The following is a 24,327-nucleotide window of genomic DNA, read 5'->3' on the forward strand; positions in this document are numbered from 1 at the left end:
GTGCGGCACGGGGTCCGCATCGGCGTCGACGTGGGTGACGTCCGCATCGGCGTGAGCGCCAGCGATCCGTCGGGCATCCTCGCGACCCCGGTGGAGACCGTGGCGGCGGGCCCGGACTCGATCCGCGACATCCTGAGCATCGCGAATGATCGTCAAGCCTTCGAAATTGTGGTTGGCTTGCCACGGTCGCTCTCGGGGGGCATGGGGCCGGCGGCTCGCAAGGTGCGGGCGTACGCCGAGGAGCTGGCGGCAGCGTCCGCTCCTACCCCCGTCCGGCTCGTGGACGAGAGGATGTCGACCGTGACCGCACAGCAGAGCCTGCGTCAGGCCGGGCGCAAGGCCAAGCAGCAGCGCGCTGTGGTGGACCAGGCTGCCGCCGTCGTGATCCTTCAGTCGGCCCTCGATGTGGAGCGGACCAGCGGGCGGGTGCCCGGCGAACTGGTCGAGGCCGCTCGATGAGCGACATCGGACTCATGCCCGAGCGCGAACGCCGCCCCGCAGGTCACCGGGCGGCACGACGCGCCAAGAAGAAGCGGCGTGGTCCGGGGTGCTTCCTCGTCCTGCTGCTGGTCGCCGTGGTGTGCGTCGTCGGCTACCTCGGCGCCTCCAAGCTCGTCGGGATCGCTGGCGACCTCCTCGGCGGGCCGGAAGACTACCCCGGGCCCGGCAGCGGAAGTGTCGTCATCGAGGTGAGCGAGGGCGACACGGTCGCCGCGATGGGGCGTGAGCTCAAGGCCAAAGACGTCGTCGCGAGCGTTGACGCGTTCCTCGACGCCGCCGCGGGTGCGCCCGAGATGAACCAGGTGCAGCCGGGCTTCTACGAGCTGCGCAAGCAGATGCAGGCCTCGGCGGCCGTGCAGGCGCTCGTCGACCCGAAGAGCCGCGTCGACGCGTCGATCGGTGTCCCCGAGGGCGCACGTCTCGACCAGGTCGTCGGGCAGATCGTCAAGAAGACCGAGTTCACCAAGAAGGAGGTCAACGCCGCCCTGAAGGACCCTGAGCTGGGGCTCCCGGCGGCGGCCGACGGCAATGCCGAGGGCTACCTCTTCCCGGCGACGTACACCGTCGGGCCTGACGCGACGCCGCTCTCGCTGCTGCAGGAGATGGTGAGCAAGGCTGTCGCTCTCGAGACCGAGCTCGACATCGAGGCACGGGCGAAGGCGCTGGGCATCTCCGCGCACGACGCGATCGTCGTCGCGAGCATCGTGCAGGCCGAGGCCGGCACTGCGGACTACGACAAGGTCGCGCGGGTGATCTACAACCGTCTCGACGAGGGCATGGCGCTCCAGATGGACTCCACCATCCACTACGTCAGCGGCAAGGACGGCAGCGTCTGGACGAGTGCCGAGGCGCGGGAGATCGACTCGCCCTACAACACGTACAAGTACGCCGGTCTGCCTCCAGGCCCGATCGGCAACCCGGGCAACAAGGCGCTCGAGGCTGCTCTGAACCCTGCCGAGGGTTCGTGGCTCTACTTCACGCTCGTCGACGCCGAGTCGGGTGAGACGAAGTTCGCGGAGAGCTACTCAGAGCACCAGCAGAACGTGGAGGAGTTGCGCCAGAACTGCCGTGAGCAGGGGGGCTGCTGATGCCGCGCTGCGCGGTGCTCGGCAGTCCGATCGCACACTCGCTGTCGCCGGTCATGCACCGGACGGCGTACGAGGTGCTCGGGCTGCACGACTGGAGCTATGAGGCGTTCGACGTGGACGAGGACGGCATCGGTACGTTCTTGGCGGGTCTGGACGAGCAGTGGCGCGGGTTGTCGCTCACGATGCCGCTCAAGCGTGCGGTGCTCCCGTACCTCGACACCGTCGAGGCCTCGGCGCGTGGGGTCGGCGGGGTCAACACCGTGATCGTCGACATCGAAGGTCGCCACGGGTTCAACACCGACGTGCCCGGGGGGATCGCCGCCCTGCGGGAGCGCGGGGTCGAGACGGTCGAGGACGCGGTGGTGATCGGTGCCGGTGCGACGGCCGAGGCGATGATCGCGTCGTTGCGGCACCTCGGGCTGCGTCGCGCGACGTTGGCCGTACGAGACCTGGACCGTGGCATGGAGCTCGCGCGCCGCCTCGAGAAGGGGAGCGAGGACGCTGCTCCGGTCGCCGTCGAGGTGACCGGGATCGGGCCCGATCTCCCACGGTCGACGCAGGTCGTGGTCTCGACGGTCCCGGCCGCTGCCATCGCGACGTACGCGCCGAGGCTCGCGACGAGGTGCGACGCGGTCTTCGACGTGATCTACGACCCGTGGCCGACGCCGCTGGCCCGCGCGGCGCAGGCGGAGGCGGTGCCGGTCGCGTCGGGGCTGGACCTGCTCGCCCACCAGGCGGCGGCACAGGTGCGGCTGATGACCGGCCGCGAAGTCAGCGCGTCGCTGCTGCGCGACGCAGCGCTCGGGGTGCTCGCGGGGCACTGATCCACGGGGGACGCAGTCACGCGCAGCGCAGCTCCGTCAACCGTCGCTCGACGACCGACTCGGGCGGTGGCCCTGTTGCCGCGGTAGTCCCTCCGAGATGCTCACGTCGTCGGTTGACGTAGACGTGGCCTGTCGGAGTGCGCCATCGGACCTCGGCCGCGAGCGTGGAGCCGTCCGGGGAGTGGGGATCGGCAGTGGTCACCGTCCAGCCGGGTGCCTCTTTGGCGAGGTTGTCGGGTCGGCACGTGCCCTGCGCGTTGAGCGGCGTGCTCAGACCTCCGCGTGCGTAGGGGGTCGCGTGGTCGATGTCGCGCACTCGGCAGTCGCACCAGGGTCGCTGACACTGGCCGTCCACCGTGCGCACCAGCCGCCGCACGGCGGCGCTAAACCGTCGCGCCCGCGGGTCTGACCCGGCGAGGTGCTCGCCGCCCGGTGTGGTGAAGAAGCGGCGGACCCATGCGTCGTCCGACGTGGCGAGCCGACGGGCGAGCTCAGCGGGGATCGGGCCATAGCCCGCGAGCGTGGCGGGGGCGTTGTCGGCGGAGAAGAGCGCTTCAGGTCGCATGACGACGCCGATCTCCGCACGCACCTCGCTCATCCCGTCGGCACCGACCCCCGCGCCGGTAAAGGCCTCGATCGCCAGGTCCGCCATGAGCTGACGGATGGTGCGCGGGTCGCCGTCGGCTCGGCGCGCCGACGCCTGATCGTCGAGGCGTTGGAACGCGGACGTGACCTGCTCGGCAGGGCCATAGACGGTCAGCGACGCCATCGCGTCGAGCTCTGGCGAGAAGGTGACCGCCCGGTCGTCGCGTGCGCGGACCGTCCGTTCGTACGCGGCGTGCGGGTCGGTAGCGAGCACGAGGCGTCGTGCCTCCTTCGCGGCCCGTCGCGGCGAGAGCTCGATGAGCGCGGGCGCGAGCTCGGCGTCGATGCGACCCCGGTCGTCGACCGATGCGTAGGTGGTCTCGCGGCAGACAGCGCCCGCGACAGACTGCGAGATGGCGCCGTCACGGAGCAGGGCGTGCGTCTGCGGGTGCAGCTCAAGCGCATGAGCGAGGGCGTACGTCCGCTCGCCGGCGGGCGTGGACACCTGGCGGGCGAGCGCGATCTCGGTGAACAGCGAGCGCGTGAGCATCGACTCTTCGACGTGCGTCATCACGCCTCGCCGCCGGACGTCGAGCGCGAGCACCGCGTCGGCCTGGACACCCTGCGCGATGCGCACCACCTCTTCGCACATCGCGACGACGTCGATCTCGGCGGCACCCAGCTCTGCCTCGTGCGCGTCGTGCGCGAGGGCGCGGGAGCGCGCGGCGCCAACCGCGGCGAGCACCCGCTCCACCAGTGCGGTGGTCAGGCGCTCGGCGGTGTCACCCGTCGTGGCGTCTTCGAACATGTGTGTGACGCTATCGCGTCCCGCGGGCTGGGATGCCGTCTCTCCACAGGGGCAGCGAGGCCGATGACCTGTGGACGAGTCAACGTGCCGTCGGCCACGGGTCGACCCTCAGACGCGGCCATTCGCGCTGCCACCGCGCCGCCTTCGCCTCGTACACGTCGCGTGGGGCGAGGACCGGGTTGGGCCGCAGCACCATGTCGAAGACGTCGTCCAACCCATGCGGGGCGTAGACGTCCCAGTCGCCCTCGTCGTTCGCTCGCACTCCGACGCAGCACGTGGTAGCGGCGAAGTGGTCGATCGCGTCCTCGGTCGCCGTGAACGGCTCGCAGGCAACACCGAACTTTTTCTCGTACCAGAGGTGCACCCTCGCCTCGTTGCGCACCTCGACGCTCGCGGCGAGGTCGACGAACGCCTCGCTCGCCCGCCCGATGACGACGTCCTCGGCCTCCCACGACCGATCGGGGTCGAAGAAGAAGACGTCGTAGTCCCTGATGCCCGCCTCGGGCGGCCGTCCGCACACGACGTTCCACACGGTCTGGAACACCGCGCCCCCGGTCACATAGCAGTCCGGCAGCCCGAGTGCGGCCGCTCGCTCGACGACCGTAACCAAGGACGGGTTGCACGAGAGCGTGCGGCGCAGCCGCTCGGCGTCTGTAGACATGACGCGATCGTGGCAGACCCTGGGGACGGTTCCCGCGGGCCGGCGTGCAGCCCGGCTATCGTTCCTGCGTGCCCGAAGCCGCGCTCGCCGCCCTCCTCGCTGCCGTCGTCGCGGCGCTCGGCGGTCTGCTCGCGCCTCGCGTCATCGCCCGGCTCCCCGAGCCCGACCCGGCCCCCGACGGGCCGGGGGGAGTGGTGACCGACGGCGAGGCGGGTCACGGCGTCCCGGTGCCCGTGCCCGCCGAGGCACCGCGACCACCGAAGGTCCCGTACGCCGACCTCGCCGCCCGTCCCGGCCTCGGCGCGCGACTCGCGCTCATCTCCGCCGTCCTTGCGGGCGCGCTCGGCTGGCAGCTCGGCCTCGACCCGGCGCTGCCGCTGTGGGTGGGCTTCGTCGTCCTGGGCGTGACCCTGTCGTACGTCGACTGGCACACCCGGCTGCTGCCGAAGCGGCTCGTCCTCCCCGCCTACCCGGTCGCCGTCCTTCTGGCCCTCCTCGCCGCGGGTCTGGCCGGCGACACCGCGGTGCTCGTGCGGGCGGCGGCAGGCTGGGCGATCGTCTCGACGCTGTATGTCCTCCTGTGGCTGATCGCGCCGCGTGGCATCGGCTATGGCGACGTCCGGCTGTCCGGTCTGCTCGGCATCGCCCTCGGCGTCCTCGGCTGGGCCGAGCTCCTCGTCGGCACGTACGCGACGTTCGTCGTCGGCGCCGTCGGTGGCCTCGCGCTCGGCGCTCTCGGCCTCGTCGACCGCAAGTCGTTCCCGTTCGGTCCGTTCATGGCGCTGGGCGCCTGGTCCGGTGCGATGCTCGGCCCGGCCCTCGCGGGTTGGTGGGCCTGACCCGATCCGCGCTGCGAGACCGTGACGGAGCGTCGCGGCACGCATGACAGACTTGCCCCCATGCTTCGTTGGTTGACGGCTGGGGAGTCCCACGGCCCCGCACTGGTCGCTGTCGTGGAGGGGATGCCCGCGGGCGTCGCCGTATCGAGCGCGACGATCTCGGACGCGTTGGCGCGCCGCCGGCTGGGATACGGACGCGGGGCGCGGATGAACTTCGAGGCCGACGAGCTCGAGATCGTCGGCGGCATCCGTCACGGGCTCACCCTCGGCAGCCCGATCGCCCTGCGTATCGGCAACAGCGAGTGGCCCAAGTGGGACAAGGTGATGTCCGCCGACCCCGTCGACGCCGACGAGCTGCAGGGCATCGCCCGCAACGCGCCGCTGACACGACCGCGACCCGGCCACGCCGACCTGGTCGGCATGCAGAAGTACGGCTTCGACGAGGCCCGCCCGATCCTCGAGCGCGCCAGCGCCCGCGAGACCGCTGCGCGCGTGGCGCTCGGCTCGGTCGCCGCTGCCTTCCTTGAGCAGGCCTGCGGTGCGAGCATCGTCAGCCATGTCGTCGAGTTCGGCTCCGTCAAGGCGCCCGCTGGCCTCGTCCCGTCCGCCGCCGACGTCGAGCGCCTCGACGCCGACCCGGTCCGTACGCTCGACCCCGCCACTTCCGCGGCGATGGTCGCCGAGGTGGATGCCGCCCGCAAGGACGGCGACACGCTCGGCGGTGTCGTCGAGGTCGTCGTCCACGGCCTCCCGCCGGGCCTGGGCAGCCACGTCCACTGGGACCGCCGCCTCGACGCCAGGCTCGCGTCCGCACTCATGGGCATCCAGGCGATCAAGGGCGTCGAGCTCGGCGACGGGTTCGATCTCGCCCGTACGCGCGGCTCGCTCGCGCACGACGAGATCGTGAGCACCGACGACGGCATCCGCCGCACCTCCGGCCGTTCCGGCGGCACCGAGGGCGGCATGTCGACCGGTGAGGTGCTGCGCGTCCGCGCCGCGATGAAGCCGATCGCGACCGTTCCTCGCGCGCTGCGCACCGTCGACGTCCGTACGGGCGCCCCGGCGCAGGCGCACCACCAGCGCTCCGACGTCGCTGCCGTGCCGGCCGCAGGGATCGTCGCCGAGGCGATGGTCGCCCTCACCCTCGCCGACGTGATGCTCGAGAAGTTCGGTGGCGACTCGGTCACCGAGACCGCCCGCAACGTGGCCTCGTACCTCTCGGCCCTGGCTCCCGCGTGAGCCCCCAGGACCGCCCGGTCGTCGTCCTCGTCGGCCCTCCAGGCGCCGGCAAGTCCACCGTCGCCGCTGTGCTGTCGGAGGCGCTCGGCGTGCCGGTGCGCGACACCGACACCGACGTCGAGGCGCTGACCGGCCGGACGATCGCCGACGTGTTCGTCACCGACGGCGAGGAGCGGTTCCGCGCGATCGAGGCGCAGGCCGTACGCGACGCGCTCGCCGAGCACCGTGGCGTCCTCGCACTGGGTGGTGGCGCGGTCGTTCGCGAGGAGACCAGGCGCGCCCTCGACGGCCACGTCGTCGTGTTCCTCGACGTCGGGCTGGCCGATGCGGCGGCACGCGTCGGCCTCGGCTCGACCCGCCCCCTGCTCCTGGGGAACGTACGCTCGCAGATGAAGACCCTGCTCGACGCGCGCCGGCCCGTGTACGAGTCCGTCGCGACGCACGTCGTCGGCACCGACGGACGCACTCCCGAGGACGTCGCCGAGGAGATCTTGGCCCTGCTCGCCTGAGCAGCGACCGACCGCACGCACGACCGAGGAGACCGCCCGTGGCCGAACACACCCGCATCCACATCGCCACCGACGCCCCGTACGACGTCGTGGTCGGCACCGGCCTCAGCGCCGAGCTTCCTGGGCTGCTGCCCGAGGGGGCCGAGCGGGTCGCCGTCATCCACCCGGCCTCGATGCGTGGGCTAGGCGAGGCCATCCGTGCCTCGCTGGCAGCCACCGGGCGTGCGGGGCACGCGATCGAGATCCCCGACGGCGAGGCCGCCAAGACGAGCGACGTCGCCGCGTTCTGCTGGTCGGTGCTCGGCCGCGCGGGCTTCACGCGCTCCGACGCCATCGTCGGTGTCGGAGGGGGAGCGGCGACCGATCTCGCTGGTTTCGTTGCCGCCACGTGGCTGCGCGGCGTCCAGCACGTGCTGATCCCAACCACCGTGCTCGGCATGGTCGACGCGGCGGTCGGCGGCAAGACCGCCATCGACACGCCGGAGGGCAAGAACCTCGTCGGTGCCTTCCACGAGCCCGTCGGCGTGCTCTGCGACCTCGCGCTGCTCACGACGCTGCCGCTCAACGAGGTCCGCTCCGGGCTCGCCGAGGTCATCAAGTGCGGGTTCATCGCAGACCCGGTCATCTTGGACCGCGTCGAGGCAGACCCCGCCGGGGTGCTCGACGTCCGTAGCGATGTCCTGCGCGAGGTCATCGAGCGCGGCATCCAGGTCAAGGCCGGGGTCGTGGCACGTGATCTCAACGAGACCGGCGCCGACGGCACGGTCGGGCGCGAGGCGCTCAACTACGGCCACACGCTCGGGCACGCGATCGAGCGGTACGAGGCGTACGCGCTGCGTCACGGCGCGGCCGTCGCGATCGGCATGGTCTATGCCGCCGAGCTGTCGCGCCTCGACGGCCGGATTGACGCCACGCTCGTGCAGCGGCACCGCGACGTGCTCGGCTCGGTCGGTCTTCCGACCGGATACCGGCCGGGCGTGTGGGACGAGCTGGTGGCCGGCATGCGGCTCGACAAGAAGTCGCGTGGGTCGCAGCTGCGGTTCGTCGTGCTCGACGCGCTCGCGGAGCCGACGATCTTCCCCGGGCCCGACCCGGCGCTGCTCACCGCCGCGTACGCGGAGATCTCGCGGTAGGTCTCGACACGGCGCTCGTTCCTCGCGCCTGCTCGAACCGGCGGAGGGGGACCGCCACGTACGCTGGCGGCATGCCTTCCGAGCACCTCTCACGCCGCGAGCGGCTGGCCGCGATCCTGCGCGAGCGGGGTCTCGCGGCGGCGGTCGTCACCGATCTCGTCAACGTCCGCTACCTCACCGGGTTCACTGGTTCCAACGGCGCCGTACGCGTCGGTGAGGACGGCTCGGCGGTCTTCGTGACCGACGGGCGGTACGGCGACCAGGCGGCCGAGGAGGCCCCGGACGTCGAGGTGGTCGTCGACCGCGACCTGCTCGGTGCGCTCGCCTCCGGCACCGGAGGCGCCCAGCGGATCGGCGTCGAGACCCACGCCCTCACTGTCGACGACTACGACCGTGCGCGCGAGGCGTTCGACGGCGTCGAGCTGGTCTCGCTCGGCGCCGCCGTCGAGCAGCTGCGCGTCGTCAAGGACGACGGCGAGCTCGATGCCCTGCGGCGCGCGTGCGACATCTCCGTCCAGGCGCTCGCCGAGGTGCTCGCCGGACCGCTGCTCGGCCGTACCGAGCGCGAGATCGCCCGTGACCTCGAGTGGACGATGTACGGCAAGGGTGCCGAGGCGATCGCGTTCGAGACGATCGTCGCCTCCGGCCCGAACACCGCGATCCCGCACCACGACCCGACCGACCGCCCCGTCGGGCGTGACGAGCTGCTCAAGATCGACTTCGGCGCCCGCGTCGACGGCTATCACGCCGACTGCACCCGTACGGTCGTGGTCGGCAAGGCCGATGCCTGGCAGCGTGAGGTGTACGAGGTCGTCCGGACGGCTCAGCAGGCCGGTGTCGACGCGTGCGTCGAGGGCGCGATCTGCGCGGACGTCGACGCGCTCGTCCGCCAGGTCCTCGCCGACGCCGGGTGGCTCGAGGCGTTCACGACCGGCCTCGGTCACGGGGTCGGACTGCGGATCCACGAGGACCCGTTCCTGAGTGCGAGGGCGCCCGCTAGACTGGAACGTCGCACAGCCCTGACGATGGAGCCTGGCATCTACGTGGCCGGTCTCGGTGGCGTGCGCATCGAAGACACCCTCGTCGTGACCGATGGCGCTCCCGAGCTGCTCACGGTCGCGACCAAAGACCTCCTGGAGCTCGCCTGATGGCAACGACGAACGACCTCAAGAACGGCATGGTGCTCAACCTCGACGGGCAGCTGTGGTCCGTCGTGTGGTTCCAGCACCACAAGCCCGGCAAGGGCGGGGCCGTCGTCCGCACGAAGCTCAAGAGCGTGCTCTCGGGCAAGGTCGTCGACCGCACGTTCAACGCCGATGTGAAGGTCGATGTGGCCAACGTCGACAAGCGCAACATGCAGTTCCTCTACCACGACGGCACGTCGTACGTGTTCATGGACACCGCGACGTTCGACCAGTACGAGCTGTCCGACAGCGTCGTCGGTGACGCCGCCGGCTTCCTCCTCGACAACCAGGAGGCGGTCGTCGCGATGAACGACGGCAACCCCCTCTACATCGAGCTCCCCGCGTCGGTCGAGCTCACCATCGAGTACACCGAGCCGGGCCTGCAGGGCGACCGCTCGTCGGGCGGCACGAAGCCGGCCAAGCTCGAGACCGGCCGCGAGATCCAGGTCCCGCTGTTCATCACCACCGGCGAGAAGGTCAAGGTGGACACCCGAGACGGTTCCTACCAGGGCCGCGTCAGCTCCTGATGGCGGGTTCACGCAGCAAGGCCCGCAAGCGCGCGCTCGACGTCCTGTTCGAGAGCGAGCTGCAGAGCCGTTCGGTCGGCGCCACCCTCGACGGGCGCGTCGCCGCGGGCGACCCGCCGGTCAACCCGTACACGATCGAGCTCGTCGAGGGTGTCCGTGAGCACGGCGCGCGCATCGACGCGCTGCTCTCGGAGTACGCGCAGGGCTGGACGCTCGACCGGATGCCCGCGGTGGACCGCAACCTCCTGCGGATCGGCGCGTACGAGGTGCTCTACCGCGACGACGTCCCGGACGCCGTCGCGGTGTCCGAGGCCGCCAACCTCGCCTCGGAGCTCTCGACCGACGACTCGCCGACCTTCGTTCGCGGGCTCCTCACCCGCCTCGTCGAGGTCAAGCCGACGCTGTCGGCCTGACCCCCACGCTCACGCCACTCGGGTGGTGAGCGCTGCCGGCCCGGCGCACCCCGTCACAGCGGGCCGAGCACGTCCCTCGGGTTGGCGTCGAGGGCGAGCCCCTCGAGCACGGTGAGCAGCGCGCGCTCCTCGTAGCGGAAGTGGCTCTCCATGATCGCCGCGACGCCTTCGAGGTGGCGGTCGAGCTCTGCCGGCGACGCAGCCCGGTCCGCGGCAGCCTGCAACCCCGACAGCAGGTGCGCGATCATCGAGTGGTCCTGCTCCAGCGCGCGCAGCGTGTCACGGAGCTCGGGGTGAGCCGCGGCGATCGCCGGGAACAGCTCGCGGTCCTCGCCCTCGTGATGGCCGGTCAGTGCGGCGCAGAACCCGTGGCAGAACAGCAGCAGGTCGCGCGTCGCAGGCTCGGCACGCTCGCCGGCGCCGAGCGCCGTACGCATCACCTCGAGGGCGTCGCGCAGGCGTGCGTGGACGGTGCGGAGCTCGTGGTTCCAGGCGATGAGCCTGGTCTTGTCGCCCTCAGTCACGTGAGGGCGAAGGGGATGACGTCATCGTCATGCTCCTTCGGGATCTGGCGCCTCCATGCCTGACACGGCCTGCCACCGGCACGCGACGCTGGCAGGAGCGTATCCATATCGGCCCGTACCGCTCACCCCGGACCCTAGGAGACGGGGCTCACACGTGTAGGCTGAGGCGCGAAAGACATCCTTTAACCACCGTCCCGTGAGGCGGAGAAGGAGGTCAGCCGGTGTCTGCGCACACCTCTGATTCCGGACCCTCGTCCACTGTCGTCCTCGATGCAGGCGACATCTCCCGTGCTCTGACGCGGATCACCCACGAGATCATCGAGAAGAACCGCGGCGCCTCGCAGGTCGTCGTCCTCGGGATCCCCACCCGCGGCGTCGAGCTCGGCCGCCGGGTCGCCGAACGGATGAGCGACGTGGCCGGCCACCCCGTCCCGTACGGGTCGCTGGACATCACGATGTACCGCGACGACCTGCGCATGAAGCCCGCCCGCGCGCTCGAGAAGACCGACATCCCCGTCGACCTCGACGACCGCGTCGTGGTCCTCGTCGACGACGTCCTCTTCTCCGGCCGGACGATCCGCGCCGCCCTCGACGCGCTTAACGACCTCGGGCGCCCTCGCGCCGTCCAGCTCGCCGTCCTCGTCGACCGCGGCCACCGCGAGCTGCCGATCCGCGCGGACTTCGTCGGCAAGAACCTGCCGACCTCGCTGGCGGAGCAGGTCAAGGTCGCTGTCTCCGGACTCGACGATCGTGACGAGGTCCGCATCGTCTCGGCCCCCAAGGTCGCCGAGGCCGCACCTGCACAGGACGGTGCGCGATGAGGCACCTGCTGTCCACGGGCGACCTGACCCGCGACGAGGCCGTCCTTCTCCTCGACACCGCCGAGGAGATGCGCTCTGTCGCCGAGCGCCCCATCAAGAAGCTGCCGACGCTGCGCGGCCGTACGGTCGTCAACCTCTTCTTCGAGGACTCGACCCGTACGCGCATCTCGTTCGAGGCCGCCGCCAAGCGTCTGTCCGCCGACGTCATCAACTTCGCCGCCAAGGGGTCGAGCGTGTCCAAGGGCGAGAGCCTCAAGGACACCGCGCTGACCCTGCAGGCGATGGGCGCCGACGCGGTCGTCATCCGCCACGGCGCGTCCGGCGCACCGGCCCGCCTGGCCCGCGCCGGCTGGATCGACTCCGCGATCCTGAACGCGGGCGACGGCTCCCACGAGCACCCGACGCAGGCGCTGCTCGACGCGTTCACGATGCGCCGCCACCTCGCACCTGGCCAGAAGGGCCTCGACGGGCGCCGCGTCGCGATCGTCGGCGACGTCCTGCACAGCCGGGTCGCCCGGTCCAACGCCCTGCTTCTCGCGACCCTCGGCGCGGAGGTGACGCTGGTCGCGCCCCCGACGCTGATGCCGTACGGGGTCGAGCGCTGGCCGGTCGACACCTCGTACGATCTCGACCCGGTGCTGGCCAAGACCGACGCCGTCATGATGCTGCGGGTCCAGCGCGAGCGGATGAACGCCGCCTACTTCCCAAGTGCCCGCGAGTACAGCCGCCGCTACGGCCTCGACGCCAAGCGCATGGCCAAGCTCCCCGAGCACGCGATCGTCATGCACCCTGGTCCGATGAACCGCGGCATGGAGATCTCCGCCGACGTCGCCGACTCGGCACGCTCAGTGATCGTCGAGCAGGTCACCAACGGCGTCGCCGTACGGATGGCTGCGCTCTATCTGCTGCTCAGCGGCGCCCGCGAGAGCGAGACGTCCGCGCCCGACACCACCCCCGACACGACAGAAGGGCAGGCATGACCGCCTACGTCATCCGCAACGCGAACGTCCTCGGCGTGCAGGCGGCCGACCTGCGGATCGTCGACGGCGTGATCACAGACATCGGTCCCGCGATCGGCGCCGACCTGGACACGACAGACGCCGAGACCCTCGACGCGTCCGGCCTGATCGCGCTCCCCGGCCTGGTCGACCTGCACACGCACCTGCGCGAGCCCGGTCGCGAGGATGCCGAGACGGTCGAGACCGGCACGCGCTCGGCGGCCACCGGCGGCTTCACGCTCGTCCACGCGATGGCCAACACCGACCCCGTCGCCGACACCGCCGGCGTCGTCGAGCAGGTGTGGCGCCTCGGTCGCGAGCACGGCTACTGCGACGTCGCGCCGGTTGGCGCCGTCACCGTCGGCCTGGGCGGCGAGCAGCTCGCCGAGCTCGGCGCGATGGCGGACTCCGCCGCTCGCGTCCGCGTCTTCTCCGACGACGGAAAGTGCGTCTCCGACGCCGTGCTCATGCGACGAGCGCTGGAGTACGTGAAGGCGTTCGACGGCGTGATCGCTCAGCACTCGCAGGAGCCCCGCCTGACCGAGGGCGCACAGATGAACGAGGGCGAGCTCTCCGGCATCCTCGGCCTCACCGGCTGGCCCGCGGTCGCCGAGGAGGCGATCATCGCCCGCGACGTCCTGCTCGCCGAGCACGTCGGCTCGCGCCTGCACGTCTGCCACCTGTCCACCCGCGGCTCGGTCGAGATCGTGCGCTGGGCGAAGTCGCGCGGCATCGACGTCACCGCCGAGGTCACCCCGCACCACCTGCTGCTGACCGACGAGCTCGCGGCTACGTATGACCCGCTCTACAAGGTCAACCCGCCGCTGCGCACGGCCGACGACGTCGCCGCGCTGCGCGAGGGGCTCGCCGAAGGGATCATCGACATCGTCGCCACCGACCACGCCCCGCACCCCAGTGAGGACAAGGAGTGCGAGTGGGCGGCGGCCGCGTTCGGCATGACCGGGCTCGAGACCGCACTGTCGGTCGTCCAGCACGCGATGGTCGACACCGGCCTGCTCGACTGGGCCGGGGTCGCTGAGCGGATGTCGGCCAAGCCCGCCGAGATCGGGCGTGTCGCCGCGCACGGGCGCCCGCTGGCGGTGGGGGAGCCGGCGAACGTCGTCCTGTACGACCCGGCCGCGACCCGCGTCGTGCGCCGCGAGGACTCCGTCTCGCGCTCGCGCAACACCCCGTACGCCGGGATCGAGCTGCCGGGCAAGGTCGTCGCCACGTTCTTGAGAGGGCGACCGACAGTCCTGGGCGGCGCGATCGTCGAGGAGGTCTCGGCATGAGCGGGGTTTCGACAGGCTCGGTTTCGACAGGCTCAACCAGCGGGGTTTCGACAGGCTCAACCAGCGGTGGGAGGAGGGTGCCTGCGATCCTCGTGCTCGAGGACGGACGCACCTTCCACGGTGAGTCGTACGGCGCGCTCGGTGAGACCGTCGGCGAGGCCGTCTTCTCCACCGGCATGACCGGCTACCAGGAGACGCTCACCGACCCCTCGTACCGGCGCCAGGTCGTCGTCATGACCGCCCCGCACGTCGGCAACACCGGCGTCAACTCGGAGGACCCGGAGTCGGGCCGCATCTGGGTCGCTGGGTACGTCGTCCGCGACCCCGCCCGCGTCGCCAGCAGCTGGCGCGCCACCCGCACGCTCGAGGAGGACCTCGTCGAGCAGGGCGTCGTCGGCATCAGCGGCATCGACACCCGTGCGCTCACCCGCCACCTGCGCGACCGCGGCGCCATGCGCGTCGGGATCAGCTCGCTCTCGCACGACGTCGACGCGCTGCTCGCCACCGTGAAGGCGGCGCCCTCGATGGCCGGCGCCGACCTCGCCGGCGAGGTGACGACGGCGGAGCCGTACGTCGTGCCGGCGATCGGCGAGAAGCGACTGACCGTCGCCGCCGTCGACCTCGGCATCAAGGCGATGACGCCGCACCGGATGGCCGAGCGCGGCATCGAGGTCCACGTGCTGCCCGCCGACACGACCCTCGACCAGGTCCGCGCGACGGGCGCTGACGGCGTGTTCTTCTCCAACGGGCCCGGCGACCCCGCCGCGACCACCGACGCCGTGGCGCTGCTGCAGGAGGTGCTGGACGACGGCACGCCGTTCTTCGGGATCTGCTTCGGCAACCAGATGCTGGGCCGCGCACTCGGCCTGGAGACATACAAGCTGAAGTACGGCCACCGTGGCATCAACCAGCCCGTGATGGACCGGACGACCAGCAAGGTCGAGATCACGGCGCACAACCACGGGTTCGCCGTCGCCTGGCCCGGTGACCTCGACGCGCCGCACGAGACCCCGTACGGGCGCGCGAGTGTCAGCCACGTCTGCCTGAACGACGACGTCGTCGAAGGCCTCGAGGTCCACGACGCCGACGGCGACCTGCTGGCGTTCAGCGTCCAGTACCACCCGGAGGCCGCGGCCGGCCCGCACGACGCCGAGTACCTCTTCGACCGGTTCGCCGAGCTCATGCAGACCCGACGAACCTCCTCCGACGCAGAAGGGACGGTGCGCTGATGCCCCGCCGCGACGACATCTCCTCCGTCCTGGTGATCGGGTCCGGCCCGATCGTCATCGGCCAGGCCTGCGAGTTCGACTACTCCGGCACCCAGGCGTGCCGCGTGTTGCGCGCCGAGGGCCTGCGCGTCGTCCTGGTCAACTCCAACCCGGCGACGATCATGACCGACCCGGAGTTCGCCGACGCCACGTACGTCGAGCCGATCACGCCGGAGTTCGTCGAGCGCGTGATCGCCAAGGAGCGCCCAGACGCGCTGCTGGCGACGCTCGGCGGCCAGACCGCCCTCAACACCGCGATGGCGCTCGACGCCGCCGGTGTCCTCGAGAAGTACGGCGTCGAGCTCATCGGCGCATCGGTCGAGGCGATCGAGAAGGGCGAGAACCGCGAGTCCTTCAAGGCGATCGTCGAGGGTCTGCCCGAGGTGTGGGGCGCCGAGGTGGCACAGTCGCTGATCTGCCACACGATGAGCGACTGCCTCGCGGCCGTCGAGTCGCTCGGCTACCCCGTCGTCGTACGCCCCTCGTACACGATGGGCGGCGTCGGCTCGGGCATCGCCCGCGACGAGGCCGAGCTGCACCGCATCGCCGGTGCCGGTCTCGCCGCCAGCCCGACCACCGAGGTGCTCCTGGAGGAGTCGATCCTCGGCTGGAAGGAGTACGAGCTCGAGGTGATGCGCGACAGGTCCGACAACGTCGTCATCGTGTGCTCCATCGAGAACCTCGACCCCATGGGCGTCCACACCGGCGACTCGATCACTGTGGCGCCCGCGATGACGCTCACCGACCGCGAGTACCAGCGGCTGCGCGACATCGCGATCGGCGTCATCCGCGAGGTCGGCGTCGACACCGGCGGCTGCAACATCCAATTCGCGGTGAACCCCGAGGACGGCCGCATCGTCGTCATCGAGATGAACCCGCGCGTGTCCCGCTCGAGCGCGCTCGCGTCGAAGGCGACCGGCTTCCCGATCGCCAAGATCGCCGCCAAGCTCGCGATCGGCTACACGCTCGACGAGATCCCGAACGACATCACCTCTCGAGAAGACGGACACAGCACGCCGGCGAGCTTCGAGCCGACGCTCGACTACGTCGTCGTCAAGGTGCCGCGGTTCGCGTTCGAGAAGTTCCCCTCCGCCGACGAGCGCCTCACCACCCACATGAAGTCGGTCGGCGAGGCGATGGCGATCGGGCGCAACTTCACCGAGGCCCTCCAGAAGGCGCTGCGCTCGCTGGAGCGCCCGAACGCCGCCTTCGACTGGCATCGCGAGTGGGTCGACCTCGACAAGGACGCGCTCCTCGCTGAGATCGCCGTACCGCACGACGGACGCCTCAAGAAGGTCATGGACGCGATGCGCGCCGGCGCCACGCTCGACGAGCTCTTCGAGGCGACCAAGATCGACCCGTGGTTCCTTGACCAGCTCGCGCTGATCAACGAGATCGCCGCCGAGGTCACCGCTGCCGACGAGCTCACGCCCGGCCTGCTCCGCAAGGCCAAGCGCCACGGGTTCTCCGACGAGCAGCTCGGCAAGATCCGCGGGATGAGCGCCGACGTCGTCCGCGGCGTCCGGCACGCGCTCGGGATCCGCCCGGTCTACAAGACGGTCGACACCTGTGCCGCCGAGTTCGCCGCCCGCACGCCGTACCACTACTCCTCGTACGACGAGGAGACAGAGGTCGAGCCGCGTGACAAGCCCGCCGTGCTGATCCTCGGCTCCGGCCCGAACCGCATCGGTCAGGGCATCGAGTTCGACTACTCGTGCGTCCACGCCTCGCTCGCACTGTCCGAGGCCGGGTACGAGACCGTGATGGTCAACTGCAACCCCGAGACGGTCTCGACCGACTACGACACGTCCGACCGCCTCTACTTCGAGCCGCTGACGCTCGAGGACGTGCTCGAGGTGATCCACGCCGAGCGCCACGCCGGACCGGTCGTCGGCGTCGTCGTCCAGCTCGGCGGCCAGACCCCGCTCGGGCTCGCGGCGGCGCTGGAGCGCGAGGGCGTCCCGATCGTCGGCACGTCGCCGGCGGCGATCGACCTTGCCGAGCACCGTGGCGCCTTCGGTCAGGTGCTCGCCGACGCCGGCCTGCCCGCGCCCAAGCACGGCACCGCGATCTCGTTCCCAGGTGCCAAGGCGGTGGCCGACGAGATCGGCTACCCGGTGCTCGTGCGTCCCTCGTACGTGCTCGGCGGACGCGGCATGGAGATCGTGTACGACGAGGCGTCGCTCGCCGACTACATCGAGCGCGCGACCGAGATCTCGCCGGAGCACCCGGTGCTCGTCGACCGCTTCCTCGACGACGCGGTCGAGATCGACGTCGACGCGCTGTTCGACGGCACGGACCTCTATCTCGGTGGCGTGATGGAGCACATCGAGGAGGCCGGCATCCACTCCGGCGACTCCTCGTGCGCGCTCCCTCCGATCACGCTGGGCGCCGAGGACCTCGCCAAGATCCGTACGTCCACGCGCGCGATCGCCGAGGGCGTCGGGGTGCGCGGGCTGATCAACATCCAGTTCGCGCTGAGCTCGGACGTGCTCTACGTGCTCGAGGCCAATCCCCGCGCGTCGCGTACGGTCCCGTTCGTCTCCAAGGCCACCGGCGTGCCGCTCGCGAAGGCCGCCGCGCGCCTCATGCTCGGCGAGTCGATCGCCGAGCTGCGCGCCGCGGGGGTCCTGCGGGCGACCGGCGACGGTGGCGACCTCGGTCCCCACGCGCCGATCGCGGTCAAGGAGGCCGTGATGCCGTTCAACCGGTTCCGGACTCTCGAGGGCAAGACCGTCGACACGCTGCTCGGTCCCGAGATGCGCTCGACCGGCGAGGTCATGGGCATCGACGCGCTGTTCGGCACCGCGTTCGCCAAGGCGCAGGCGGGGGCCCAGGAGGGCCTGCCCACTTCCGGCAAGGTCTTCGTGTCGGTCGCCAACCGCGACAAGCGTCACATGATCTTCCCGATCAAGCGCCTCGCCGACCTCGGCTTCGAGATCGTCGCGACCGCGGGCACCGCCGAGGTCCTGCGCCGCAACGGCGTCGAGGCCACCATCGTCCGCAAGCTCAGCGAGGTGCCGGACGCTGGCGGCTCGCGGCTCAACGAGCTGATCTCCTCCGGCCAGATCGGCCTGGTCGTCAACACGCCGCACGGCTCGACGTCCGGCGGCAGCCCGCGTGTCGACGGCTACGAGATCCGTACGGCGGCGATCAGCGCGGGCGTCCCGTGCATCACCACCGTCCAGGGCCTGGCCGCTGCGGTGCAGGGCATCGAGGCGGCCCGCGAGGGCGGCGTCGGGGTCCGGTCGCTGCAGTCGTGGGCACGGGCCGTGCAGACGGAGGGGAGCGCGCAGTGAGCGCCACCCAGGTCCGGGGGACGGTCGTCTCCCGGATGCCGGTCGGTGACTACCACCACCTCGTCATCGCCGCCGAGGGCATCGCGTCGAGCGCGCGCCCCGGGCACTTCGTCGCGCTGGCGGTCGGAGGAGCCGACAGCGGGATGCTGCTGCGGCGTGCGTTCTCGATCTACCGCACGTCGGCCACGGGTCGGCACGGAGAGACGGTCGAGATCGTCTTCGCCGCGCACGGCAAGGGCACCCGATGGATGGCCGACCTCGAGTCGGGCGACCCGATCGACGTCGTCGGCCCGGTCGGTCGCCCGTTCGCGTTGCCGAAGGAGCCCGTCTCGTGCGTGCTCGTCGGAGGCGGCTACGGCTCGGCGCCGATGTTCACCCTCGCCCACGCCCTGCGCGAGCGCGGGTGCGCCGCGCACCTCGTCCTCGGCGCGGCCACGACGCCGCGCCTGTTCGGCGTGCTCGAGGCCCACAAGGTCGCGACCAGCGTCCACGTGACGACCGAGGACGGGTCGACCGGCACCCGTGGGCGCGTCACCGACGTGCTCGCGGACCTGGTCGACGACACCGATGCCGCCGTCGTCTATGCCTGCGGGCCGATGGGGATGCTGCGCGCGGTCTCCGACGTCGCCGAGGAGAACGGTGCCTGGAGCCAGTGCGCCGTGGAGGAGTCGATGGCGTGCGGCATCGGCGTCTGCATGACCTGCGTCCTGCCCGTGGAGGGTGAGGACGGCATCGTCCGCATGGTACGAAGCTGCGTGGAGGGCCCCGTCTTCCGTGGGGACCGGGTGCGCTGGGACGCGGTCGGGACGATCCCGGCCGGGACACTGGGAGGCCCGCGATGACCGCCGTACGAGGTGATGCGATCGCGCCCGCCGACGTCGACCTGTCGGTGGACCTGTGCGGACTCGCCCTGCCCAACCCGGTGATGACTGCCTCCGGGTGCGCGGCGGCCGGCCGTGAGCTCGACCAGTTCTTCGACGTCGCCGCACTCGGCGCCATCGTCACGAAGTCGATCATGCTCAACCCGCGCTCGGGTCGCCCGACGCCGCGGATGGCCGAGACACCCTCGGGCATGCTCAACTCGATCGGGCTGCAGGGCCCGGGCATCGACGCCTTCCTCGCACGCGACCTGCCGTGGCTCGTGCAGCGTGGCGCGAGGGCGGTCGTGTCGATCGCGGGGGAGAAGCCGGCCGACTACGTCGAGCTCGCCCGCCGCGTGGGCCAGGCGCCCGGCGTTGCCGCGATCGAGGTCAACATCTCCTGCCCGAACGTCGAGAACCGCGGCATGGTCTTCGCGTGCGACCCCGAGTCCTCGTACCGGGTGATGGAGGAGGTCCGCCCGCACATCCCGCGTGACATCCCCGTCTTCGCCAAGCTGACGCCCGACGTCACCGACATCGCCTCGATCGCGGGCGCGGTCGCCGATGCGGGCGCTGACGGCGTCACGGTGATCAACACGCTGCTGGGGATCGCGATGGACCCCGACACGCTCAAGCCGCGGCTCGGCGGCGTGACCGGAGGCCTCAGCGGGCCTGCCGTCCGCCCCGTCGCCATACGCGCGGTCTGGCAGATCCGCAAGGCCCTGCCCGACCTCCCGATCATCGGCGTCGGCGGCATCCGTACGGGGTTCGACGCGCTCGAGTTCGTCCTCGCGGGAGCCGACGCTGTGCAGGTCGGCACCATCATCTTCCACGACCCCACCGCGCCGATGCGGATCGTCGGCGAGCTGCGCGACGAGCTGGCGCAGCGGGGGATCAGCACGCTCGACGAGGTGAGAGGGGCAGCGCATGCCTGAGGCATTCGGAGCGCGGCTGAGTGCCGCTGTGGCGCGGTACGGGCCGCTGTGCGTCGGGATTGACCCGCACGCGTCCCTGCTGGCCTCGTGGGGCCTGCCTGACGATGTGTCGGGGCTCGAGCGCTTCGCCGCGACCACTGTCGAGGCGATGGCCGGGCAGGTCGCGGTCGTGAAGCCGCAGTCGGCGTTCTTCGAGCGGCACGGCGCCGCCGGGGTCGCCGTCCTGGAGCGGACGATCCGTGAGGCGCGCGACGCCGGGCTGCTCGTGCTGCTGGACGTCAAGCGCGGCGACATCGGGTCGACCGCCCAGGCCTACGCGGACGCCTACCTCGACGCGGCGTCGCCGATGCAGGCCGACGCCGTCACGGTCAGCCCGTACCTCGGCTTCGGGTCGCTCGATCCGTTCCTCGAGAGCGCCGAGCGCAACGGCGGCGGCGTGTTTGTGCTCTCCCTCACCTCCAACCCGGAGGGCCCCGAGGTGCAGCACGCCCGCGTGGGGGAGCGTTCGGTGGCCGGGGTGATGCTCGACCACCTGCGCACGCGCAACGGCGCTGCGGACCCGCAGGGTTCGTACGGTGCGGTCGTCGGCGCGACGGTCGGAGACCTCACCGAGGACGTCGCCATCAACGGGCCGCTCCTGGTGCCCGGCTTCGGCGCGCAGGGCGGGACCGTGGAGGACCTGCGGCGGCTCTTCGGGCACGTCTGGGACCACATCGTCCCGGCGAGCTCGCGGGGCGTCCTGGCCGCGGGCCCCGACGTGGCCTCGTTGCGTGCGGCCGCTGCGGCCACCGCCGACCAGCTTCGCTGACGGGCCAACCGGTCGATCCTGAGCCAGGCGGACGCTAGGGTGACACACGCCCTGCGGTGACGTCCCGGTCCCGGTCGCCGCGCCGGTCCGTCGCGCGGACCCACGACACCTAGGGTCGCCGTCTGCGGCCCGACGACAAGGAGCACCTCATGCGCCGACTCACGTTCGCCTTCGCGAGCGCCACGCTCGCCCTGGCCGCCCTGACCGGATGCGGCGGTGGTGGTGGTGGCAGCGACACCGACACCTATTGTGACGAGGTCGAGACCGCCGGCAAGAAGCTGGGCGACACCGCCTCCGCCGAGGATCTCGACGAGGTCATGAGCAACCTCAAGAAGGTGCGCGACGCGGCGCCGGACTCCGTCAAGGAGAACTGGGCAACCCTCGTCGAAGCCTACGAGTCGGCTCAGAAGGGCGACGTCGCAGACCTCGACCAGGACGCCCTCCAGAAGGCCGGCGAGGCCATCGACAAGCAGGTCAAGGCCGACTGTGACCTCGATCTCGACAACCTTTCCTGACCCAGATCCGCGTCGAGTCGGCCCCACCTGCATGCGGGTGGGGCCGTCCGCGTTCCCAGGGCAGGGCCGCGCGGTCGGACGCGGACCGCGCCCCTTAGGCTGGCCCGCGGCCCGTGCAGCGTGGGCGGCTTCCTGTTGCCGCTGCGCGGATGCCCTCGCTAAGTTCACTCCATCGAACCAACCCCTACGAGGTGACCCACGTTGGCTCTTCCTCCGCTCACCCCTGAGCAGCGCCAGGCGGCGCTGGAGAAGGCGGCGGCCGCGCGCCGAGAGCGCGCCGAGATCAAGAACCGTCTCAAGCACTCAGGTGCCTCCCTTGCCGATGTCCTGGAGGAGGGCCAGACCAATGAGGTCGTCGGCAAGATGAAGGTCTACGACCTCCTTCAGTCGATGCCGGGACTCGGCAAGGTCCGTGCCCGCCAGCTGATGGAGCGCATCGGGATCGCTGAGTCCCGCCGCGTGCGCGGCCTGGGCGTCAAGCAGATCGCGGCGCTGGAGCACGAGTTCGCCAACCGTGGCTGACGCGACGACGACCAGGGCCGCCGGCAACCGCCGGCGGCTGGTCGTCCTCGCCGGCCCCACGGCCGTCGGCAAGGGCACCGTCGCCGCGTGCGTGCGCGAGGAGCACCCCGAGATCTGGATCTCCGTCTCGGCGACCACCCGGGCGCCGCGCCCGGGCGAGATCGACGGCGTCCACTACCACTTCGTGTCGCCGGAGGAGTTCGACCGGCTCGTCGACGAAGGCCAGATGCTCGAGTGGGCTGTCGTCCACGGCAGCAACAGGTACGGCACGCCGCGCTGGCCGGTCGAGGAGCGGCTCGCCGCCGGTTCGCCCGCCCTGCTCGAGATCGACCTCCAGGGCGCGCGTCAGGTGCGTGAGGCGATGCCCGAGGCGCTCTTCGTGTTCCTCAAGCCGCCGTCGTGGGACGAGCTCGTCAGCCGTCTGGTCGGCCGCGGCACGGAGGACGAGGCCGAGCGTGAGCGCCGCCTGGCCACCGCTCGCGTCGAGCTCGCGGCGGAGGACGAGTTCGACGTGACGATCGTGAACGCCGACGTCGGCCAGGCCTGTGCCGAGTTGGTAGCATTGATCGAGAATCCGCCCGACTCCGTTCGGGCATCATCCACGACTTCTCTGTGAGGCCACCACGTGTCCGGCACCCAGGCTGCCCCCGAAGGCATCACCTTCCCCCCGATCGACGACCTGCTGACCAAGGTCGACTCCAAGTACGAGCTGGTGCTCGTCAGCGCCAAGCGCGCCCGCCAGATCAACGCCTACTACTCCCAGCTGGGCGAGGGTCTCCTGGAGTACGTCGGCCCGCTCCTCGACACCCACGTCCAGGAGAAGCCGCTCTCGATCTCCCTGCGCGAGATCAACGAAGGCCTGCTGAAGACCGAGGCCGTGGAGCCCGACGCCGAGCAGGAGTGAGTCCCCGTCACCGGGGGCACGGACCACAGTGAGCGCGGTCAGATGAGCACTATCGTGCTGGGAGTCGGCGGGGGGATCGCGGCCTACAAGGCGGCAGAGGTCCTCCGCCGTTTCAGCGAGTCCGGCCACAGCGTTACGGTCGTGCCGACCGCGGCGGCGCTCAAGTTCGTGGGAGCGCCGACGTGGGAGGCCCTCTCGGGCCGCCCGGTGAGCACGGACGTCTTCGAGTCCGTCCCCGAGGTTCCGCACGTGGCGATCGGCCAGTCGGCCGACCTGGTGGTGGTCGCTCCGGCGACCGCCAACCTCCTTGCGAAGGCCGCCCACGGTCTGGCCGACGACCTCCTGACCAACACGTTGCTCACCGCGCGCTGCCCCGTGGTCATGGCACCGGCCATGCACACCGAGATGTGGGAGCACCCCGCCACGCAGGCCAACGTCGCCACGTTGCGCGCGCGAGGCGTGGTCGTGCTCGAGCCCGCCGTCGGTCGTCTGACCGGCAAGGACACGGGCAAGGGTCGACTCCCTGACCCCGCCGACATCGTCGACGCCGCCCTGGCGGTGCTCGCGCGGGGCGCTCACGGCGGCAGCGACCTCATTGACGTCCGCCTCCTGGTGAGTGCGGGCGGCACCCGTGAATACCTGGACCCCGTCCGCTTCCTCGGCAACCGCTCGTCCGGCCGGCAAGGGGTCGCGCTCGCGCAGGCCGCCGCCAGCCGAGGGGCAAAGGTCACCCTCATCGCCGCCAACGTCTCGATCCCCGTTCCCACCGGGATCGACGTGGTCCGCGTCGAGACGACCGCGGAGCTGCACGACGCGATGCTGGAGCGCTCGGCTGCGGCCGACGTCGTCGTGATGGCTGCTGCTCCGGCGGACTTCCGGCCCGAGAGTTTTGCTCGGACGAAGATCAAGAAGAACGACGCGGGCACGGTCCCTGACCTCACGCTCGTCCAGAACCCGGACATCCTTCGGGACCTCGTGGAGCGCCGCGGCGACGCCGCCACCCCGCTGATCGTGGGGTTCGCGGCCGAGACCGGTGACTCCGACGCGTCGGTCCTCGACCACGCCCGAGCCAAGCTGGCCCGCAAGGGCACCGACTTTCTCGTGGTCAACGACGTCAGTGGGGGCAAGGCCTTCGAGCGCGCCGACAACGAGGTCGTGATCCTCGGGAGCGACGGCAGCGCCACCGAGATCCCGTACGGGCCCAAGATCGCGGTCGCGCACGCCATCTGTGACACGATCGCCCATCGACTGGACAACGGCTGATCCGCGC

Annotated in this window: 26 protein-coding genes; 23 read left to right on the top strand and 3 right to left on the bottom strand. The window is 71.2% G+C overall.

All coding sequences use genetic code 11. The features are described from left to right. Genes ruvX through ACFSDF_RS14190 form a run of 3 tightly spaced genes read left to right on the top strand, consistent with a single transcriptional unit; the run spans position 1 to position 2,413 of the window. Positions 1 to 459 carry a Holliday junction resolvase RuvX gene (gene ruvX / locus ACFSDF_RS14180; RefSeq protein ID WP_220471295.1) on the top strand — a complete coding sequence of 153 codons (459 nt, stop codon included), beginning with the start codon at positions 1 to 3 and terminating at the stop codon, positions 457 to 459. Continuing rightward, the gene (gene mltG, locus ACFSDF_RS14185) at positions 456 to 1,589 is read left to right on the top strand and encodes an endolytic transglycosylase MltG (RefSeq protein WP_167008978.1); all 1,134 of its coding nucleotides are present in this window, start codon (positions 456 to 458) and stop codon (positions 1,587 to 1,589) included. The genes ruvX and mltG overlap by 4 nt, the downstream gene beginning before the upstream one ends. Further along, positions 1,589 to 2,413 (top strand): shikimate dehydrogenase, encoded by an 825-nt coding sequence (locus ACFSDF_RS14190; RefSeq protein WP_377157959.1) that lies wholly within the window; start codon positions 1,589 to 1,591, stop codon positions 2,411 to 2,413. The genes mltG and ACFSDF_RS14190 overlap by 1 nt, the downstream gene beginning before the upstream one ends. A gap of 16 nt (positions 2,414 to 2,429) precedes the next feature. On the opposite strand, the gene ACFSDF_RS14195 is transcribed toward ACFSDF_RS14190, so the two are convergent. Together ACFSDF_RS14195 and ACFSDF_RS14200 are read right to left on the bottom strand one after the other, a co-directional pair. Beyond that, entirely contained in the window at positions 2,430 to 3,806 is a 1,377-nt protein-coding gene (locus tag ACFSDF_RS14195) for an HNH endonuclease (RefSeq protein ID WP_377157961.1), read from the bottom strand. 79 nt (positions 3,807 to 3,885) lie between these two features. Beyond that, positions 3,886 to 4,467 carry a nucleotidyltransferase family protein gene (locus tag ACFSDF_RS14200; protein WP_167251793.1) on the bottom strand — a complete coding sequence of 194 codons (582 nt, stop codon included), beginning with the start codon at positions 4,465 to 4,467 and terminating at the stop codon, positions 3,886 to 3,888. A 68-nt stretch (positions 4,468 to 4,535) separates the two neighbouring features. On the opposite strand from ACFSDF_RS14200, the gene ACFSDF_RS14205 reads away from it, so the two are divergent. The 7 genes from ACFSDF_RS14205 to nusB all read left to right on the top strand — a co-directional run bounded on the left by ACFSDF_RS14205 (position 4,536) and on the right by nusB (position 10,311). Then, positions 4,536 to 5,306: a prepilin peptidase gene (locus tag ACFSDF_RS14205; protein ID WP_377157963.1), complete on the top strand. Its 771-nt coding sequence runs from the start codon at positions 4,536 to 4,538 to the stop codon at positions 5,304 to 5,306. A gap of 60 nt (positions 5,307 to 5,366) precedes the next feature. Continuing rightward, entirely contained in the window at positions 5,367 to 6,545 is a 1,179-nt protein-coding gene (gene aroC, locus ACFSDF_RS14210; protein WP_377157964.1) for a chorismate synthase, read from the top strand. Further along, entirely contained in the window at positions 6,542 to 7,054 is a 513-nt protein-coding gene (locus ACFSDF_RS14215) for a shikimate kinase (protein ID WP_167008993.1), read from the top strand. Before aroC ends, ACFSDF_RS14215 begins: the two co-directional genes overlap by 4 nt. A 38-nt stretch (positions 7,055 to 7,092) precedes the next feature. Beyond that, positions 7,093 to 8,187: a 3-dehydroquinate synthase gene (gene aroB, locus ACFSDF_RS14220; protein WP_167008996.1), complete on the top strand. Its 1,095-nt coding sequence runs from the start codon at positions 7,093 to 7,095 to the stop codon at positions 8,185 to 8,187. A gap of 71 nt (positions 8,188 to 8,258) precedes the next feature. Further along, positions 8,259 to 9,335, top strand: coding sequence for a M24 family metallopeptidase (locus ACFSDF_RS14225; RefSeq protein ID WP_167008999.1), 1,077 nt, complete (start codon positions 8,259 to 8,261; stop codon positions 9,333 to 9,335). Then, the gene (efp, locus tag ACFSDF_RS14230; protein ID WP_167009378.1) at positions 9,332 to 9,898 is read left to right on the top strand and encodes an elongation factor P; all 567 of its coding nucleotides are present in this window, start codon (positions 9,332 to 9,334) and stop codon (positions 9,896 to 9,898) included. Before ACFSDF_RS14225 ends, efp begins: the two co-directional genes overlap by 4 nt. Beyond that, a complete protein-coding gene (nusB, locus tag ACFSDF_RS14235) occupies positions 9,898 to 10,311 on the top strand; it encodes a transcription antitermination factor NusB (protein WP_167009002.1) in 414 nt (137 codons plus the stop codon). Before efp ends, nusB begins: the two co-directional genes overlap by 1 nt. A gap of 53 nt (positions 10,312 to 10,364) precedes the next feature. On the opposite strand, the gene ACFSDF_RS14240 is transcribed toward nusB, so the two are convergent. Next, on the bottom strand, positions 10,365 to 10,835 hold the full coding sequence (locus tag ACFSDF_RS14240) for a hemerythrin domain-containing protein (RefSeq protein WP_167009005.1): 471 nt from the start codon (positions 10,833 to 10,835) through the stop codon (positions 10,365 to 10,367). 221 nt (positions 10,836 to 11,056) lie between these two features. Between ACFSDF_RS14240 and pyrR the strand changes: the two genes are divergently transcribed. From pyrR to coaBC, 13 genes are all read left to right on the top strand, one after another. Beyond that, on the top strand, positions 11,057 to 11,656 hold the full coding sequence (gene pyrR, locus ACFSDF_RS14245) for a bifunctional pyr operon transcriptional regulator/uracil phosphoribosyltransferase PyrR (RefSeq protein ID WP_167009008.1): 600 nt from the start codon (positions 11,057 to 11,059) through the stop codon (positions 11,654 to 11,656). Then, positions 11,653 to 12,636 carry an aspartate carbamoyltransferase catalytic subunit gene (locus ACFSDF_RS14250; protein WP_167009010.1) on the top strand — a complete coding sequence of 328 codons (984 nt, stop codon included), beginning with the start codon at positions 11,653 to 11,655 and terminating at the stop codon, positions 12,634 to 12,636. Before pyrR ends, ACFSDF_RS14250 begins: the two co-directional genes overlap by 4 nt. Next, complete coding sequence (locus tag ACFSDF_RS14255; RefSeq protein ID WP_167251789.1) at positions 12,633 to 13,946, top strand: dihydroorotase; 1,314 nt, start codon at positions 12,633 to 12,635, stop codon at positions 13,944 to 13,946. Before ACFSDF_RS14250 ends, ACFSDF_RS14255 begins: the two co-directional genes overlap by 4 nt. Before the next feature lie 77 nt (positions 13,947 to 14,023). Then, positions 14,024 to 15,175 (top strand): glutamine-hydrolyzing carbamoyl-phosphate synthase small subunit, encoded by a 1,152-nt coding sequence (gene carA, locus ACFSDF_RS14260; RefSeq protein WP_243845163.1) that lies wholly within the window; start codon positions 14,024 to 14,026, stop codon positions 15,173 to 15,175. Further along, the gene (gene carB, locus ACFSDF_RS14265) at positions 15,175 to 18,513 is read left to right on the top strand and encodes a carbamoyl-phosphate synthase large subunit (RefSeq protein WP_377157969.1); all 3,339 of its coding nucleotides are present in this window, start codon (positions 15,175 to 15,177) and stop codon (positions 18,511 to 18,513) included. The genes carA and carB overlap by 1 nt, the downstream gene beginning before the upstream one ends. After that, positions 18,510 to 19,355: a dihydroorotate dehydrogenase electron transfer subunit gene (locus ACFSDF_RS14270; protein ID WP_208322528.1), complete on the top strand. Its 846-nt coding sequence runs from the start codon at positions 18,510 to 18,512 to the stop codon at positions 19,353 to 19,355. Before carB ends, ACFSDF_RS14270 begins: the two co-directional genes overlap by 4 nt. After that, complete coding sequence (locus ACFSDF_RS14275) at positions 19,352 to 20,308, top strand: dihydroorotate dehydrogenase (RefSeq protein ID WP_167251786.1); 957 nt, start codon at positions 19,352 to 19,354, stop codon at positions 20,306 to 20,308. The genes ACFSDF_RS14270 and ACFSDF_RS14275 overlap by 4 nt, the downstream gene beginning before the upstream one ends. Further along, positions 20,301 to 21,116, top strand: coding sequence for an orotidine-5'-phosphate decarboxylase (gene pyrF, locus ACFSDF_RS14280; protein WP_167009026.1), 816 nt, complete (start codon positions 20,301 to 20,303; stop codon positions 21,114 to 21,116). The genes ACFSDF_RS14275 and pyrF overlap by 8 nt, the downstream gene beginning before the upstream one ends. Positions 21,117 to 21,265: 149 nt before the next feature. Further along, entirely contained in the window at positions 21,266 to 21,631 is a 366-nt protein-coding gene (locus ACFSDF_RS14285) for a hypothetical protein (RefSeq protein ID WP_167009029.1), read from the top strand. Between the two features lie 201 nt (positions 21,632 to 21,832). Further along, positions 21,833 to 22,153 carry an integration host factor, actinobacterial type gene (mihF, locus tag ACFSDF_RS14290; protein ID WP_167009032.1) on the top strand — a complete coding sequence of 107 codons (321 nt, stop codon included), beginning with the start codon at positions 21,833 to 21,835 and terminating at the stop codon, positions 22,151 to 22,153. Further along, a complete protein-coding gene (gmk, locus tag ACFSDF_RS14295) occupies positions 22,146 to 22,769 on the top strand; it encodes a guanylate kinase (protein WP_167009035.1) in 624 nt (207 codons plus the stop codon). Before mihF ends, gmk begins: the two co-directional genes overlap by 8 nt. A 9-nt stretch (positions 22,770 to 22,778) precedes the next feature. Continuing rightward, complete coding sequence (gene rpoZ / locus ACFSDF_RS14300; RefSeq protein ID WP_167009038.1) at positions 22,779 to 23,057, top strand: DNA-directed RNA polymerase subunit omega; 279 nt, start codon at positions 22,779 to 22,781, stop codon at positions 23,055 to 23,057. A 42-nt stretch (positions 23,058 to 23,099) separates the two neighbouring features. Continuing rightward, positions 23,100 to 24,320: a bifunctional phosphopantothenoylcysteine decarboxylase/phosphopantothenate--cysteine ligase CoaBC gene (gene coaBC, locus ACFSDF_RS14305; protein ID WP_167251785.1), complete on the top strand. Its 1,221-nt coding sequence runs from the start codon at positions 23,100 to 23,102 to the stop codon at positions 24,318 to 24,320. Positions 24,321 to 24,327: the final 7 nt, after the last annotated feature.

The organism is Mumia zhuanghuii, assembly GCF_042681565.1.
Classification (GTDB): domain Bacteria; phylum Actinomycetota; class Actinomycetes; order Propionibacteriales; family Nocardioidaceae; genus Mumia.